The sequence below is a fragment of the Allocoprococcus similis genome, assembly GCF_054660775.1.
Window position 1 is genome coordinate 1 of record NZ_BAAHSG010000032.1, and the last position, 16,924, is coordinate 16,924.

Sequence of the window (16,924 nt, forward strand, 5' to 3'; positions counted from 1 at the left end):
GTTGGAGTTATTGTAACGATAATAATTTAATATCAAAAGAGATTTTTTATCCATTACAGAAAATCGAATTTGAAGGCGATGAATATTATGTGCCAAATAAGTATATTTACGTTTTAAAAGAAGTGTACGGTGAAGATTTCTATACATTCCCATGTGGAGAGCCTCATTTTATTCATGCAGATTGGAAAAAAAATGAAAAGCTTCTTGAAGAAGAGGTAAAGAAAAGAGTTAAATAGAGAAAAGCAGACAAAACAATTATGGAAGGATAATTGTAGTTGTCTGCTTTTTTTAAGAAGGTGAAAGATGTACGACTTTAGAATCAGTTTCCCAAATGTTTATAACTTTTGAAATATTTGCAGAAATTTGCATCGGAATATTATTTGGTAACTGATTGGTTTTTATGGCTCTTAAGAATGCAACTAATTCATAACGAATCCCTTCTCCTTCAAGTGGATAAAAGTATCTTCGATTATCATTTTGATTTTCAAACCTAACTTCAAAATATTCAGTTTTCCACCAGGGTGCGGGTACATAAATATAGCCTTTTGTGCCAGAAATAACTAACTCACCTTCTGATTTTACTCCTTTACCCACTTTTAATGAAGCAACAGCATTTTTGTAAGTAAAATTTATTTTTGTAAATAAATCAAAAGTAGGAATTTTGTCTAACATAAGAGAGGTAATATTTATATCTATCCAATGTGTACCTAAGATATGAAAGATAGGTAACATAGCTGTAGGACCCCATGCACAAATACTGTTCCAATAATGAGTTGCTTTTTTTGTTGTATCAATTTTGATGTTTTTAAGACTTGTACAAGTTGATTCAACAGAAAGTACTTGACCGATTTTCCCGGAATTTAAAAGTAAAAGCAAGCGGTTATAAGCTGTAGAATAAGCTGTTTTAATGGCATCCATTAAGATTAAGTTTTTACTGTTTGCCAGCTGATAAAGCTCATTACATTCAGCTTCAGAAAGTGCAATCGGTGATTCACATAAAACGTGTTTACCCGCAAGTAAAGCCTGTTTGACATGATTATAATGTTTAGTAGGGTGTGAAGCAATGTATACAGCATCTATTGAAGAGAGAAGATCTGTATAACTGTTGGTTAATAACAGACTATTATCAGCTTTTATTTGTGCAGAAGTTGAGGAAGAAGAAACGGCTGTTACTTCTGCACCATTCACGAATTTGCTTTCACGAAAATATTTTGCTACAAGGGTAGAATTGCCTATTAATCCAAGCTTTAAATTACTGTCTTTTGCACGAAGCTCGGAACTGGATATACCTTCTGTACGGTCTAAGTAGATGACGTTGCAATATTTTTTCAGATAGTCAAAATGACCAATCCAATCAGAGCCAACAGTAAAAATATCGACATTATAATGCTGGATGTCATCAATTTTTTGCCCTTCATATTCTTCGATAATTATTTTGTCAGCAAGTCCGGTAGATCGGACGTTTTCGATACGTTCCATTAGAGACTGTTGTACATTTATTTTTCCACGTGTTTTATCAAAATCATCTGAGGTTACCCCGACAATCAAATAGTCCCCAAGAGCTTTTGCTCTTTCTAGTAATCTGATATGACCGTAGTGGAGTAGATCATAAGTTCCATATGTTATAACTTTTATCATTTAAAAAGCGACTCCTTTAATTGGTATTGTCTAATTCAAATAAAGCATCTAAAAAACGTTCCATATATTGTTTGGCACCAATGGTAACGCGTAGGCAGGTGCCAAAATTTCCGACATTAGAATAAGATTTTATTAAAATTTGTTTTTGCGATTTCATTTTTTCAACAATGGTTAGCGCATTTGTTTTAGGCTTTATAAAAATGAAATTTCCTGCATCCCCCTTATGCAAATACTTATGGGAATTTAATTCTTTTATCAAATAATCACGTCCAAGAGTGTAGTCTTCAATTAAAGAAGATAAAATACCAGGCGTTTCCAAAATTTTTTGAGCTACTAACATGGCGAATGCGTTTGTATTATGTGGTGTGCATAATTTCTGTACCATTTTTATCTCATCAGGATGTCCAACCACATATCCAAGTCGACAACCGGCCATTGAAAATAGCTTGGAAAAGGTTCTTGTAACAAGGATATGTTTGGAGGTCAAAGCATATTTGATGAATGTTTTTGGATAAAAATAATGATAGGCTTCATCAACAAGGATAGTGATTTCAAGTTGTTCACATACTTTAATGATTTCTTGAAATTCGGTTTCTGAATATACATTTCCCATCGGGTTATTTGGGTTAAGTAATATAAGTAATTGTGTATCAGGCGTTAAGGTGGAAATAATATTTTGAATATCCATTGAAAGGTCATCATTATATGGAACCTTTACAAAAGATCGGCCATACATTTCAGAATATACTTGAAACATGAAATAGGATGGAACTACTCCAACAATTTTTCCGCTTTCTGAGGTAAAAGCCTGAATAATATAGCGAATTCCCTCAGCGGATCCATTTACAAGGCAAAGGTGTTCTGGTGTAGTATTCAGATGTTTTGCAAGGACTTCCGAAAAGTGATGGGTTTCTGGATACTGTGCAATTAATTGAGGAGTTATTTCAGGCAGAATAGAATCAATGAAATCTTGAGGAAGCCCTCCAGGGTTTTCATTTAAGTCAAGTCGTAAATAATTTTTGCGTTCATTTTGATCAAAAATGCGAACTAAATCTTTTAGATTATTATTTAAGTAATACATAGTGAATCTCCTTTATTGAATATGATAAAATCCTTTAGTTAATTTCCAAAATAATATTTTTTGTCTGTTTCCCCAAACATATTTTTGCCATAGCAATTTTATTGTTGGAGGAGAGGACCATTTTTTACAAAGAGCTGTATAAGGCATAGTTTTTAGATCTTGTATAAATGATGCACGGTTTGGATTTGAATTAATATGATTCTTTAGAGGCCCCTGATATTTTAGAGCCTCTTCATAATTAAGTTCATGTCCGATAAAAATATCTTTGGTACTTAGAAAAGCCTTTTTGCCTTTGATAGAATTACATATAACCAGAGAAGCACCTTTATTGTGATTATATAATTCAGGACAATATAAATGAACACCCCACAAATCTCCGAGTGAAATATCAGCAAAACGTTCTTTGGTTGCATATGGACATTGATAACAGGATGGTCGACTCATTAAATGACTGATCCAAATTGACCAGAACGGGTTAAACCATCTGTCAGTTTTAAGCTTTCTGCTGTTTTTTAAAGAAAGCTGCATAACTTCAAAATCCCATCGCCCAATAGAATGGTTAAAATAGGATTTGAAATCTTTGTAACGATAATCAATTGATTTAATACGTGAATGATATTTTGTAGTAATATACTTATTATAACTTTTTAAATAAAGAGGAGTAGGAACACCTTCGCAAATAACCTCGACTGTCAGCAGATTTGTTTGATTGCAATTAAGGAGAAAAGATTTTAAACCGGCAATTTGGCAAGGCGTACCGGAAAATAAAACTTTTTTTCCATCCTGTAAAAACTTTTTTGCATCAGCATAGGAAGTTCCAATATTACTTTGTGTATATTTTGATTTTCTGAATTTATCTAAATATTTTTTGTCAAAAATATGATCATGATATACATTTAAACCATCTGATACAGCTCCGAAAATTACATAATTTTTATCGCACCATGCATCAACGATTGCAGAGAAAGCTCCACCAGAGGTGCTTTCTGATAAAACTTTTTGATTTTTTATATGTCCTCCAAAAGTATAATTCATTCCGGAACATTTTTGAGGAGATAAATTATAAGGACAAACTTTACGGCATAATCCGCAATTCGTGCATAAATCTATATTGATTTTTGGATAGCGAAATTCTTCTGAATCAGGAATCATACAGATAGCTTTGTGTGGGCAAATATTTGCGCAGGCTTCGCAGCCGGAACAGGTAATTTTATCATTTGTATCAAGGTAACACATGCTTAATGATCTCCATTCAATAAATTAAGTTCTTTCGTGAGAAAGTCCAGAGAAGTTTCTCTTGCAGTATTTATACGTGCATGCACAGCATCGTAATCGTGGATTTGTGGAATTACTGAAGGTGCTTTTGTGAGAAGGCATTCTTTTAAATCAAATAACTCCAGAACTTCGGCAATTTTATTGTCACCGGATTCTCTGGAAAATACTGCCAGTTGTTTTCGGTATTGTACAGCAAAAATCAAACCATGGAAAGAGTTCGTTATAACGTATTCTGAATATTTTACCAGAGAAAGAAATTCTTCCACACCTGCTTCATAAAACATTTTATGTCCTTTGGCTGAGTTTGTACTGCGTAAGCTGATTTCAACAATTGTCCATCCGTTATCACGGGCTATTTTTTCTGCAAAAGCTTCCATTTCTTTGTTGTATCGTCGTGCATATAATAATAAATATTTCTCAGTTATAATACGAGATGCGGCTATGGTATCATAATCTTCAGTGGTTAGCAAAAGAGTTGGATCGATTGTTCTAAAAACTTGAATTCCATTAGAATTAATATGTTCTTTTAGATAAGGTATAAATTTATTTTCCCGTAAACCAATTGCTAAAAAGTTTTGAAGCCGGTTATTTAATATCTGGTAGCTATCTGTGTCAAAATGGGCATCACCAAAACTTGCAGCATAAGATACAGAATTTCCTTTCATTACATCGTAGTTGGCAAAATAACCATCATCAAATCCGTTGAATTCATTAATACAGAAAATGGTATCACTGCCACATACAAAATGGTTAATATCATCAAAATGGGCAATAGAATTAAAGTTTTCTGAAGTATATTTTTGAGAAGTTAAACCAAAGTATGTGTGATAAAAATGATCAAATTTCTGATAATTAATACGAATGGCAGGAAGAGACAATTCACACATTTTTCTGGATTCTGGGTCCTGATCCCACATATTGGAAAAAGGATTTAAAGGATCTTTGTCAGAGAGCGAATCCGGGCAATAGTCAACTAAAACTGGTTGATACAAATCCGGAGAAATACGCTTTATAGATTGGTAAAGTGCCCAGGATTGTAGAGCAGATCCATAGTTTGTAAAATTGCAATATATATTATAACTGACTATACCTATTCGAATCATAAAAATACTCCTTGAAATTATATAAAATAAGTTGTTAAATATACTAATCATGTTATCATGGATTTTAGGAGACAACAAGTGATATTGTAAAGAAAACGTTGTTATATAAACAAAAATATAGTATAATAGCACGGTTTGAAGAAGAGAGATTATTTTACGAAAGGATAACAGAAATGAAAAAAGAAAAAGATATATTTGATCGTATCATGGAATTTCCGGTTTTAAGGATTTTTAATCCATTTTACAAAAAAAACAAAGAAATATTATTGTATTTATTTTTTGGTGGTTTAACTTTTTTAGTCAGTATCATCTCGTATGCATTTTTCAATATCCAGTTAGGATGGAATGCCCTTGTGGCCAATATTGGTTCATGGATTCTGGCTGTTTCATTTGCTTATGTAACAAACAGAGTCTGGGTATTTGACTCCAACGCCGAAACCACTTCTGATTTCATCAAAGAAATCACCAGTTTCGTAGGCGGCCGAGTGGCAACCCTGGTAATTGAGGAACTGATCTTATTCATTTTCATCACAAATCTGGGAATGAACAGTATGCTGGTTAAGGTTGTGGCACAGGTGATTGTAATCGTCCTCAATTATGTGATCAGTAAACTGATCGTGTTCAAAAAATAGCAGAAAAATAGTTAAGAAATAGTTTTAATTGTATTTTATGGAGTTTTTTGGTAGTATATACTATGTAATAATTTTGTAATAATTGTTACATAGTATATTTTATTTTAAAGAAAGAAGATTTTTTATGGAGAATATGCATATCGCTTTTTCACCTCCGGATATTACGGAGGAGGAGATAGCAGAAGTTGTAGATACGTTAAGAAGTGGCTGGATCACAACCGGACCAAAGACAAAGCTTTTTGAAAAACAGTTGGCAGAATATATAGGGACTAATAGAGTAGTCTGCCTGAATTCGGCAACAGCCTGTCAGGAGATGACACTTCGCCTGTTGGGAATCGGACCAGGAGATGAAGTAATTACAACTGCCTATACTTATACTGCATCAGCCAGTGTGGTAGAGCATGTAGGAGCAAAGCTGGTTCTGGTGGATGTGACAAAAGATTCTTATGAGATGGATTATGAGAAGCTGGCAGACGCGATCACAGAGAAGACAAAAGCGATTATTCCGGTAGACCTTGCAGGAATCATGTGTGACTATGATAAGATATTTGAGATTGTAGAAGCAAAGAAATCACTTTTCCATCCGGCAAATGAACTGCAGGAGAAGTTTGGCAGAGTGATCGTAGTGGCAGATGCAGCACATGCATTTGGCGCTGAGCGGAAAGGAAAGAAATGTGGACAAGTTGCTGATTTCACAAGCTTTTCCTTCCATGCGGTAAAGAACCTGACGACAGCGGAAGGTGGTGCAGCCACATGGCGTCCGATCGAAGGTGTGGATGACGAAGAAATTTATAAAAAATATATGCTCTTTTCACTGCACGGTCAATCCAAAGATGCACTGGCAAAGACGCAGCTTGGAGCATGGGAGTATGATGTTGTGGCACCTTATTTCAAATGTAATATGACTGACATTATGGCTTCCATCGGACTGGTACAGTTAAAGCGTTATGATGCATTATTGGCACGGCGTCGGGAAATCATAGGAATGTACAATAAAGCGCTGGAAAGTCTGCCGGTGAGTGTACTGAATCATTTTGATGAGGATCACAAGTCCAGCGGACACCTGTATCTGATCCGTATTCAGGGAAAAACACGGGAAGAATGTAATGAGATCATTACGAAGATGGCAGAGCGTGGCGTAGCAACGAATGTGCATTACAAACCGTTGCCGCTATTATCTGCTTACAAGAATATGGGATTTGATATCAAAGATTATCCAAATGCTTATGCATTATTTGAAAATGCAATTACATTACCGCTTCATACAAAGCTTACAGATGAAGAGGTAAAATACGTGACAGATGTATTGAAGGAATGCATCGGATAGGAATGTTGTATGAGAAAATGGGAAGAACTTCCGAAGTTCATGAGAACGGACGAAGTAAAACAATACTATGATATCCTGATCAAACATGAAAAAGAATTAAAATTAAAGAGATATTTTGACATTCTGCTTTCAATGATTTTGCTTGTTATCTTATCACCGATCATGCTTGTCATCAGTATTGCAATCAAGCTGGATTCACCGGGACCGGTGATTTACAAGCAGGTGCGTGTGACACAGTATGGAAAGAAATTCCATATTCTGAAATTCCGTACTATGGTGCAGAACGCTGATAAGATGGGAACACAGGTTACAATCAGTCAGGATTCCAGACTGACACGGGTTGGAAAAGTGATCCGTGGCTGTAGGATTGATGAATTTCCGCAGCTTATCAACGTCCTTCGTGGAGAGATGAGTTTTGTCGGAACCAGACCGGAAGTCGTAAAATATGTAAAAGGCTATACAAAAGAAATGTATGCGACACTTTTACTTCCGGCAGGAATCACTTCCAGAGCCAGCGTATGCTACAAAGATGAGGGTGAAATGCTGGAGCATGTAGAAGATGTGGATTATGCTTATATTCATGAAGTGCTTCCGGAGAAGATGAGTTATAATCTGGAAGATCTGCGCAAATACAGTCTGTGGAGAGATTTCATGACCATGTTTATGACAGTATTTGCAGTATTACGATAAGAACTACAGTATAGGAGAAATGTATGTTAGTATCAGTTTGCACGATCGCGCGCAATGAAGAGGAATATCTTCCACACTTGCTGGAGGATATCACAAAACAGAATTATCCGGCAGAGCAGATTGAAGTTGTGATGGTTGACAGCAGCTCGACGGATGGAACCAGAAGGATTATGGAACGCTTTGCAGAAAAAAAAACGCAGTACCACAACTGTGTTGTTACAGAAAATCCGGGAAACAATCAGGCATCTGGCTGGAATCAGGCAATTCGCAGTTCGACCGGAGAGATCATTATACGTCTGGATGCACATGGACGTATCCCAGAGGATTTTGTTTCCAAGAATGTGGAGTGTATGGAAAGCGGAGAGGATGTCACCGGGGGACCAAGGCCAAATCTTCCGGAGAAGGATACACCGTGGCAGAGATTGCTTCTGAGTGCAGAAAGTTCAATGTTCGGAAGTGGAATTGCGGGTTTCCGGAGAGAGAATGAAAAGAAATATGTAAAGTCCATGTTCCATGCGGCATATCGGCGGGAAGTATTTGAAAAAGTCGGACTTTTCAATGAGAATCTGGGAAGAACGGAAGATAATGAAATGCATTACCGGATCCGGCAGGCAGGATACCGTTTGTGCTATGATCCGCAGATCCATTCCTGGCAGTATGTGAGAAGCTCGATTCCGGGAATGATGAAGCAGAAATACGGTAATGGAGACTGGGTGGCTAGAACGCTTGGTGTATGTCCGGGATGTCTCAGTATCTATCATTTTGTGCCGTTTGCATTTGTGATTGCGATTATTGTAACATCAATTTTAGCAGCACTGAAAAAACCGTTTCTGGCAATTGCAATGTGGATCACCTATTGGTGCGGTGCAATCGGAATGGCAGTTCTTGCTGTGAAAAATGAGGCGAAGCATATATGTCAGCTTTTGCTTCCGGGAATCTTCTTTTTACTTCACTTGAGTTACGGAGTAGGAAGTGTAGTTGGAATGGGAAAGATGATAAAAGATAAAATTACAAAGAAATAAAAAGAGAGGATTTAGTATTATGAAGTATGATTATTTAGTAGTAGGATCAGGATTATACGGAGCAGTATTTGCTCACGAAGCAAAGAAAAAAGGAAAGACTTGTCTGGTCATCGACAAACGTCCGCATATCGGAGGGAATATTTACTGTGAAAACATTGAAGGAATCAATGTTCACAAATACGGTGCACATATTTTCCACACATCCAACAAACAGGTTTGGGATTACATCAACCAGTTCGCAGAGTTTAATAACTACATCAATTCACCGGTAGCAATTTACAAGGACGAGCTTTACAACCTGCCGTTCAACATGAACACATTCAGCAAAATGTGGAATATCAAGACACCACAGGAAGCAAAAGAAATGATCGCAAAACAGGTTGCAGAGACTGGAATTACAGAACCGAAGAACCTGGAAGAACAGGGATTATCTCTGGTAGGAAAAGATGTATTTGAGAAACTGGTAAAAGGTTATACCGAAAAACAGTGGGGACGTGCCTGCAAAGACCTTCCGGCATTCATTATCAAACGTTTACCGGTAAGATTTACATTTGACAATAACTACTTTAATGACAGATATCAGGGAATCCCGATCGGTGGATATACAAAGATCATTGAAAAGATGCTTGACGGAATCGAAGTAAAGACAGATACCGATTACTTTGAATTTATCAAAGAAAATTCAGATATCGCAGAAAAGACACTGTTTACCGGAATGATCGATGAATACTTTGGATACAAACTTGGAGCACTGGAATATCGTTCTGTAAGATTCGAGACTGAAGTACTTGATACAGACAACTATCAGGGAAATGCAGTTGTGAACTACACTGAAAGAGAAGTTCCGTACACACGTATCATCGAACATAAGCATTTTGAATTTGGAAAACAGGAAAAGACTGTCATTTCCAAAGAGTATTCTTCAGAGTGGAAAGTTGGAATGGAACCGTACTATCCGGTAAATAATGAACAGAACAATAAACTGTTTGAAGAATATAAGAAACTTGCAGAGCAGGAAAAGAATGTGATCTTTGGTGGACGTCTTGGAAATTATAAGTATTATGATATGGATAAGGTAATTGAAGCGGCACTGGAGATGGTGGCTGAGGAATTATAGAGAATAGAAAAATCAGGATATGTGAGAAACATATCCTGATTTGACGTTTTTGAGAAAATGTTGTATTTTCGCACATTGCTTTTTCAGGCATTTTGTGATTTACTATTTATGTATATTTCTGTAAATAGTAAGTAAAGGATATGAAAATAAATGAAACGAAAGAAGATAAAAAGTATAGGGTACGGTTTTTATTGTATTTTAATGATTATATTATCTGTTTTGGGATGGATTCTATATAATTTAGGTAATTGGGTTTTAGATACATGGGGATTATTATCTATTGATGAAATTATTTTTCACTTAAAAGTTCCGCTTGAAGGGACAAATTCAGATGTAGTACTTGATGGTATAAATGCATGTGTTCCAATGGCGGTATTGGTACTATTTACAATGATTTTTCTGATTATTGGATTAAAAGCCAAGCATGGGAAATGTATGATTTCGTTATTTCTTATAACAGTGATTTCGTGTGGAAGTGCAGCTGGGGCAACTTATAAGGTATATGATGAATTAGATGTTAAAGAGTATTTGGTAAGTCAAAAAAAGGAGTCTCATTTCATTGAACAGAATTATGTGGATCCACGTACAACAGAAATTACATTTCCAGAGCAGAAAAGGAACCTGATTTATATATTTTTGGAGTCAATGGAATCAACGTATGCATCAAAAGAAGATGGAGGAGGAATGGATTTTAATTGTATTCCGGAATTAACACAATTAGCAAAAGAAAATACTAATTTTTCAAACAATGATAAATTGGGAGGAGGAGTCCCTTCTACCGGTTCAGGATGGACTATGGGGGCAATTTTTGCTCAGACATCAGGATTGCCTATAAAAAACGGGAACAACGAAACTTTAGGAGAGCAGGAAAGTTTTTCTTCACAGGCAGTGAATCTAGAAGACATATTAGCAGATGCAGGATATAATCAATGTTTTATGTTGGGTTCAGATGCAACGTTTGGTGGAAGAAGGGCATATTTTGAAAGCCATGGGGATTGTGAAATCTGGGATTATAACACTGCTATAGAAACAGAGAAGATTTCATCAGACTACCATGTGTGGTGGGGAATGGAAGATCAAAAATTATTTGCAAATGCACAAGAAAAATTGACAGAACTAAGTTCCAAGGATGAACCATTTAATTTGACATTATTGACAGTAGATACACATTTTGAAGATGGCTATGTATGCGAACAGTGCCAAAATGAATTTGGAGATAATCAGTATGCAAACGTAATGGCTTGTTCAAGTAGACAGCTCGATCAATTTATTAAATGGATTCAGGAACAGCCATTTTATGATAATACAACAATTATTTTGAGCGGTGACCATTTAACGATGGATTCAGATTTTTGCAATGATGTTAGTGAAGACTATGAACGTAGTGTGTACAATGTGTTTATTAATTTGCCAGAAGGATTAGATACTTCATTTGAAAAGACACATAATCGGAAATTTGCTACATTAGATATGTTTCCTACTACATTGGCGGCGTTGGGCGTTGAAATAAAAGGAGATCGACTCGCATTAGGAGTAAATCTATTCTCAGATTGTGAAACGTTGAGTGAACAATATGGACGAGAAGAATTTAATAAGGCATTGTCAGAAAAGTCAACATTTTATGATATGCTTATCAATGATGTGACAGATATCAATGAATTGCAGAAAAAACGGGAAGAAGAGCAGAATAAAGAAGATAATACAAATGACCAGAATTCCCAAATGAATCAACCAGATGCAGGAGTGGATACGAGTGCTATTGAGACACCGGATGACTGGCAAGGATATACACAGGACGATTATTATTATGAGGATAATGCAGGCTCTGATAATAATAATTATTGGTATGATGGAGGCAATTCAGGAGAAAGTTATTGGGATGGAGGATATAGAGATAATACGACTGTAAATCCGGAACCAACCCCGGAATCGACTCCAACCCCGGAACCGACTCCAGAGCCAGAACCAACTCCAGAGCCAGAACCAACCCCAGAGCCAGATTCTACTCCAGCCCCATCTCCGACACCAGATAACAACGATAGTAGTGATGTGGGAGAAACAGGCAATAATGGAAATTAGAGAGAAAAACTTCGGTTTATACCGAAGTTTTTCTTAAGAAATTAAAAAAATTGTATAGGGAAAATATTTTTGTTATACATTATTAAATGTTTATCAAAGAAGAAAGAGAGTTAAATAAATATGCAATTAGTAAAAACCATGATTGACAGAATGGAATCTAGTTGGCAAAATAGTTCTTATGAATTTAAATGTCATACTTCAGAAACATGTTTCTTAATTACTTTTGCAGTTTGGCTGATTATGAATTATAGTTGGGCAACTATGGCACATATTCCATGGCCGGAGTTTTTCTTTTTTTATGTTCAGGTAGTAATCGGTCTTGCGGTATTATTTCGGTATATGATAATGAAGCCTTCGGAGATAAAGAAAATATTAGTGATAGTGATTTTGATGGGCGCATTTGCAATTGCAAAAGGACATTCGGGAATTGATACATTGTTAGAAACCGGTTTTTTGATCATAGGTGCAAATGGTATTGAGTATAAAAAAATCTTGAAAGTATATTTGATTGTTAAAGTTCCAATTACAATTTGTACAATGATAGCAGGATATACTGGATTAATTACAAATTTGGTTTATCATCGAGGCGAAAAAGTGAGAATGGCATTTGGGTTTATTTATCCAACAGATTTTGCAGCGCATGTTGTTTATATGATTGCAGCATGGGTATTGATTAGACAAGTGAGATGTAGTTGGATTGAAATCGGAATGATGATAATCAGTGTTATCTTTTTTGAAAAATATTGTGATGTAAGAACAAGTGAAGCAGTAATGATTTTACTAATTTTATGTGTGGTTTATTTAAAAATCAGGAACGCATTGGCTGAAAAGAAGGGAACTAAGTATAAGCCATCGATACTATTAAAATGTCTGTGTCTTGTAGTACCGTATGGTCTTGGTGGTTTTATGATTCTTGCATCGAGATTTTATAATCCGGAAATTACATGGATGGCTAAATTAAACACTCTTTTTTCAACACGTCTTGCAATCGGAAAAGAAGCATTTGAACGATACGATATCAAATTATGGGGACAGAACATTCCAATGATAGGAAATGGAGGAACAACGGAACCGGTTCAAGGCTATTTTTTCCTTGATAGTTCATATGTAAATATATTGTTAAGATTAGGATTAGTAGTATTTATTCTAATTATGCTGATGATTTCAATTATAATGATTAGAAACATAAATCAGCCATATATATTGGCGGTTATGGTAATTATCTGTATTCATTCAGTAATGGAACATCATATGTTTGAATTATTCTGTGATGTCTTTTTAATGCTTCCGTTTGCAAATTTTGGCGTAGAAGAAAATGAAAAAGAACTAGAAAAAGTACAAAGTGACAAGTTAGGAAATTCTACAAACAAGTAGACATTTCCCCATAAAAAGTGTAAGATAGAGTCTAAGAGTATTTATACTTACAATTATATGGTTAGAAAGAGGAAAGTACATGAAGATGAAGTTTACGAAAAAAATAGCGACAATTCTTTTGTCTGTATGTCTGATCGTACCATGTTTTTCTGTGATGGCGCTGGCTGCAAATGGCGTGATATTCTTTTCTGATCTTGAGACAAGTGTCGGGGATGAATTTACGATCACAGGTACAGCAGTTGTCAGCGGAGATGTAATTGGAGACGCGACGATTCATATGACTTACGATCCTTCTTATATGCGATTTGAAGAGGGAGACGGAGTGAATGCAGACACGGATGGTAATCTGACATTTAAAGGTTCAGGTGACGGAAGTAGTGATAGAATTGAGTTTACAATGAAATTCCAGGCTCTCCAGGAAGGAAGTACAAGACTTGAACAGGGAGATGCGACGGTTACAGACAGCGCTGGATCAAGTGTGGCATGTGAAGAAGGATATGCGGATGTCGTGATTGGGGCAGGAGATCCAAGCAAGATTAAAGATGTTGCGAATGGAGCAAGTGTCACGATTGATGGTCAGGAGTATACCTTATCCGGTGATTTCTCAGACAGCATGATTCCAGCTGGATTTACAGCAGGAGAGATTACTTATAATGATTCGACGTATAAAGGTGCTGTGCAGGAAAAGACAGGACTTCAGATGGCTTACCTGGTAGACGGTGATGGAAAAGGCGATTTCTGGATGTATGATTCATCTGACAGCAGCTTCTCACCGGCAGAACAGGTTGTGATTTCAGATACTTATTCTATCGTAATTTTTGATGCAGGCAGTAAAGTGTCTATGCCATCAAAGTATTCAAAAGGAAATCTGGAGATCAACGGCAAGACTTTTGAAATCTGGGATGAACCGGACCGCGATGGTTTCTATGTATTATATGCGGTAAATAATGACGGTGAAGAATCCCTCTATTTATATGACTCTGTAGAGCATACTTATCAGAGAATGGAGACTCCGAAGTCTGCGACTACACCGGATAAGAAGAGTGCTAGCAAGTTTGATGCAATTTTAGAAAAGATTTCCGATCATCTGATCTGGTTTGTAGCAGCGGCAGCAGTTATCGTTATTCTTCTGGTAATCTTCCTTCTTGTTTCCGTTGTGAAGTTACATAACCGCAACAGAGAGTTGGATGATCTGTATGATGAATATGGGCTGGATGACGAGCCACAGAGTAATCCGGTAAAGCCGATTCCACCGGTCAAAGAAGAAAAGAGATCAAAATTCAAGAAGAGACAGGATGATGATTTCGAAGATGATTATGACGACGATTTTGATGACGATTTCGATGATGATGATTACTATGATGATGACTTCGACGATGATTATGATGACGAAGGACTGAGCGATGATACTCGCAGCGTTGACGAGTTTGATGATTATTTTGACGATGACGATTTTGATTCTTTCGATGATTATAATATCAAGAAAGAAAAGTGTAAAAAAGGTGATACTTTCGAAATGGATTTTATTGATCTGGATTAGGATTAAGGAGAAAGGCGGGGATGACGATTGTTATTCCCGCTTATTCTTTACAAAGAGCCCCATATTTGTTACAATGTAACGAAAAGGGTAAAATTTATTTTCGTAAAAAAGACTGGAGGATATAGATAAATGTGTGGAATCGTAGGATATGTTGGATCGCAGCAGGCGGCTCCGATCTTACTGGATGGACTGTCAAAGCTGGAGTATCGTGGATATGATTCAGCAGGACTTGCTGTTCGTAATGGAACGGAAGAGACAGAAGTTATCAAGGCGAAAGGCCGTTTGAAAGTACTGTTTGAGAAGACCAATGGTGGTGCAGCCGTTCCGGGAACCTGTGGAATCGGTCACACCAGATGGGCAACACATGGGGAACCGTCCGAGAACAACGCCCATCCGCATATGAGCGACGATGGCAATGTGGTTGCTGTACATAACGGTATCATTGAGAATTACCAGGAATTAAAGAATAAACTGCTCCGTAAGGGATATACGTTCTACTCTGAGACAGACACAGAGGTTGCTGTCAAACTGATCGATTATTATTATAAAAAATACGAGGGAACACCGGTAGATGCGATTAACCATTCACTGGTCCGTATCCGTGGATCTTATGCGCTCGCTGTGATGTTCAAGGATTATCCGGAAGAAATTTATGTGGCAAGAAAAGACAGTCCGATGATTCTTGGCGTAGGAGATGGAGAGAGTTTTATTGCATCAGATGTGCCGGCTATTTTGAAATATACAAGAAATGTATACTATATTGGCAACCTGGAGATGGCAAAGGTCAGCAAAGATGGAATTATCTTCTACAATCTGGATGGAGAAGAGATCCAGAAAGAAATGAAAACTGTTGAATGGGATGCGGAAGCAGCTGAAAAAGCCGGTTATGAGCATTTTATGATGAAAGAGATCCATGAGCAGCCAAGAGCGGTTAAGGATACTCTGAATTCTGTATTAAAAGACGGAAAGATTGATCTGACAGATATCGGCTTGGCGGAAGAGGATATCCAGAGAACCAGCCAGATTTATATTGTAGCATGTGGTTCCGCTTATCATGTGGGTATGGTGGCACAGTATGTGATCGAGGATCTGGTGAAAATTCCTGTTCGTGTAGAACTGGCTTCTGAATTCCGTTACCGTAAGCCAATTCTGGATCCAAATGGTCTGGTGATCATTATCAGCCAGTCAGGAGAGACTGCAGACAGTCTTGCAGCACTCCGTGAGACAAAAGCGCAGGGAATCCGTACACTTGGAATTGTCAATGTAGTTGGATCTTCGATTGCAAGAGAAGCGGATAAGGTATTCTATACGCTTGCAGGACCGGAGATCTCTGTGGCAACAACGAAGGCGTACAGTACACAGCTGATGGCTTCGTACATCCTTGCAATTCAGTTTGCCAAAGTAAAAAATACAATCACTGAAGAGCAGTATGAAAATTATATTGCCGAATTACAGGCAATCCCGGAGAAGATTGAAAAGATTATTGAAGATAAAGAAAGAATCCAGTGGTTTGCAGCAAAGCAGGCAAACGCAAAGGACGCATTTTTTGTCGGACGTGGAATTGATTATGCGATCTGTATGGAAGGCAGCCTGAAGATGAAAGAGATCAGTTACGTTCATTCAGAGGCATATGCAGCAGGAGAACTCAAGCATGGAACCATTTCCCTGATCGAGGATGGAACGCTTGTGATCGGTGTGCTGACACAGCCGGAATTATATGAAAAGACGATCAGCAACATGGTAGAGTGCAAGAGCCGTGGTGCATATCTGATGGGACTTACAACTTATGGCAATTACAGCATTGAAGATACCGCTGATTTTGTGGTTTATATTCCGAAGACAGATGAGCATTTTGAGGCATCCCTTGCAGTGATTCCGTTGCAGTTAATGGGATATTATGTATCTGTTGCAAAAGGGCTGGATGTAGATAAGCCGCGTAATCTGGCGAAATCTGTAACGGTTGAATAAGAAAAAGCGCAGTTTGGATAAGTCATAATATCAAATAAGATGGAGCTTAGTAAGATGGACGACATAAAAATATGCCGT

At 37.0% G+C, this 16,924-nt stretch carries 14 protein-coding genes; 10 read left to right on the forward strand and 4 right to left on the reverse strand.

Annotation, left to right across the window (positions count from 1 at the left end):
- On the forward strand, positions 1-236 hold a 236-nt coding region (locus ACYQ5K_RS12205), incomplete at its 5' end, for a LicD family protein (RefSeq protein WP_459777657.1).
- A gap of 52 nt (positions 237-288) precedes the next feature.
- Here the strand turns inward: ACYQ5K_RS12205 and ACYQ5K_RS12210 are convergent.
- Genes ACYQ5K_RS12210 through ACYQ5K_RS12225 form a run of 4 tightly spaced genes read right to left on the reverse strand, consistent with a single transcriptional unit; the run spans position 289 to position 5,097 of the window.
- The gene (locus tag ACYQ5K_RS12210) at positions 289-1,638 is read right to left on the reverse strand and encodes a Gfo/Idh/MocA family oxidoreductase (RefSeq protein ID WP_118198471.1); all 1,350 of its coding nucleotides are present in this window, start codon (positions 1,636-1,638) and stop codon (positions 289-291) included.
- A gap of 16 nt (positions 1,639-1,654) precedes the next feature.
- The gene (locus ACYQ5K_RS12215) at positions 1,655-2,719 is read right to left on the reverse strand and encodes a pyridoxal phosphate-dependent aminotransferase (RefSeq protein WP_270203971.1); all 1,065 of its coding nucleotides are present in this window, start codon (positions 2,717-2,719) and stop codon (positions 1,655-1,657) included.
- Between the two features lie 12 nt (positions 2,720-2,731).
- Positions 2,732-3,955 carry a Coenzyme F420 hydrogenase/dehydrogenase, beta subunit C-terminal domain gene (locus tag ACYQ5K_RS12220; RefSeq protein WP_195602019.1) on the reverse strand — a complete coding sequence of 408 codons (1,224 nt, stop codon included), beginning with the start codon at positions 3,953-3,955 and terminating at the stop codon, positions 2,732-2,734.
- Between the two features lie 2 nt (positions 3,956-3,957).
- A complete protein-coding gene (locus tag ACYQ5K_RS12225; RefSeq protein WP_270613348.1) occupies positions 3,958-5,097 on the reverse strand; it encodes a polysaccharide pyruvyl transferase family protein in 1,140 nt (379 codons plus the stop codon).
- A gap of 173 nt (positions 5,098-5,270) precedes the next feature.
- Here ACYQ5K_RS12225 and ACYQ5K_RS12230 point away from each other — a divergent pair, with 173 nt between their 5' ends.
- From ACYQ5K_RS12230 to glmS, 9 genes are all read left to right on the forward strand, one after another.
- Positions 5,271-5,729: a GtrA family protein gene (locus tag ACYQ5K_RS12230; RefSeq protein ID WP_459777658.1), complete on the forward strand. Its 459-nt coding sequence runs from the start codon at positions 5,271-5,273 to the stop codon at positions 5,727-5,729.
- Between the two features lie 133 nt (positions 5,730-5,862).
- Positions 5,863-7,056: a DegT/DnrJ/EryC1/StrS family aminotransferase gene (locus ACYQ5K_RS12235; RefSeq protein WP_195230728.1), complete on the forward strand. Its 1,194-nt coding sequence runs from the start codon at positions 5,863-5,865 to the stop codon at positions 7,054-7,056.
- 9 nt (positions 7,057-7,065) lie between these two features.
- A complete protein-coding gene (locus ACYQ5K_RS12240) occupies positions 7,066-7,746 on the forward strand; it encodes a sugar transferase (protein ID WP_195230687.1) in 681 nt (226 codons plus the stop codon).
- 23 nt (positions 7,747-7,769) lie between these two features.
- Positions 7,770-8,768, forward strand: coding sequence for a glycosyltransferase family 2 protein (locus ACYQ5K_RS12245; RefSeq protein WP_459777659.1), 999 nt, complete (start codon positions 7,770-7,772; stop codon positions 8,766-8,768).
- A 19-nt stretch (positions 8,769-8,787) separates the two neighbouring features.
- Positions 8,788-9,885 (forward strand): UDP-galactopyranose mutase, encoded by a 1,098-nt coding sequence (gene glf, locus ACYQ5K_RS12250; protein ID WP_195230685.1) that lies wholly within the window; start codon positions 8,788-8,790, stop codon positions 9,883-9,885.
- Positions 9,886-10,035: 150 nt separating this feature from the next.
- On the forward strand, positions 10,036-11,964 hold the full coding sequence (locus ACYQ5K_RS12255) for an LTA synthase family protein (RefSeq protein WP_459777660.1): 1,929 nt from the start codon (positions 10,036-10,038) through the stop codon (positions 11,962-11,964).
- A 120-nt stretch (positions 11,965-12,084) separates the two neighbouring features.
- Entirely contained in the window at positions 12,085-13,338 is a 1,254-nt protein-coding gene (locus tag ACYQ5K_RS12260; protein ID WP_459777661.1) for a hypothetical protein, read from the forward strand.
- Positions 13,339-13,417: 79 nt separating this feature from the next.
- Positions 13,418-14,878, forward strand: a complete 1,461-nt coding sequence (locus ACYQ5K_RS12265; RefSeq protein ID WP_459777662.1) for a hypothetical protein — start codon at positions 13,418-13,420, stop codon at positions 14,876-14,878.
- A 129-nt stretch (positions 14,879-15,007) separates the two neighbouring features.
- Positions 15,008-16,846, forward strand: coding sequence for a glutamine--fructose-6-phosphate transaminase (isomerizing) (gene glmS, locus ACYQ5K_RS12270; RefSeq protein WP_459777663.1), 1,839 nt, complete (start codon positions 15,008-15,010; stop codon positions 16,844-16,846).
- Positions 16,847-16,924 lie beyond the last annotated feature (78 nt).

Coding starts and splice junctions, on each gene's coding strand:
- ACYQ5K_RS12220 (WP_195602019.1), bottom strand. CDS start 3,955: ATGTGTTACCTTGATACAAATGATAAAATTACCTGTTCCGGCTGCGAA.
- ACYQ5K_RS12235 (WP_195230728.1), top strand. CDS start 5,863: ATGCATATCGCTTTTTCACCTCCGGATATTACGGAGGAGGAGATAGCA.
- ACYQ5K_RS12255 (WP_459777660.1), top strand. CDS start 10,036: ATGAAACGAAAGAAGATAAAAAGTATAGGGTACGGTTTTTATTGTATT.
- ACYQ5K_RS12215 (WP_270203971.1), bottom strand. CDS start 2,719: ATGTATTACTTAAATAATAATCTAAAAGATTTAGTTCGCATTTTTGAT.
- ACYQ5K_RS12230 (WP_459777658.1), top strand. CDS start 5,271: ATGAAAAAAGAAAAAGATATATTTGATCGTATCATGGAATTTCCGGTT.
- ACYQ5K_RS12245 (WP_459777659.1), top strand. CDS start 7,770: ATGTTAGTATCAGTTTGCACGATCGCGCGCAATGAAGAGGAATATCTT.
- ACYQ5K_RS12210 (WP_118198471.1), bottom strand. CDS start 1,638: ATGATAAAAGTTATAACATATGGAACTTATGATCTACTCCACTACGGT.
- ACYQ5K_RS12265 (WP_459777662.1), top strand. CDS start 13,418: ATGAAGATGAAGTTTACGAAAAAAATAGCGACAATTCTTTTGTCTGTA.
- glf (WP_195230685.1), top strand. CDS start 8,788: ATGAAGTATGATTATTTAGTAGTAGGATCAGGATTATACGGAGCAGTA.
- ACYQ5K_RS12225 (WP_270613348.1), bottom strand. CDS start 5,097: ATGATTCGAATAGGTATAGTCAGTTATAATATATATTGCAATTTTACA.
- ACYQ5K_RS12260 (WP_459777661.1), top strand. CDS start 12,085: ATGCAATTAGTAAAAACCATGATTGACAGAATGGAATCTAGTTGGCAA.
- ACYQ5K_RS12240 (WP_195230687.1), top strand. CDS start 7,066: ATGAGAAAATGGGAAGAACTTCCGAAGTTCATGAGAACGGACGAAGTA.
- glmS (WP_459777663.1), top strand. CDS start 15,008: ATGTGTGGAATCGTAGGATATGTTGGATCGCAGCAGGCGGCTCCGATC.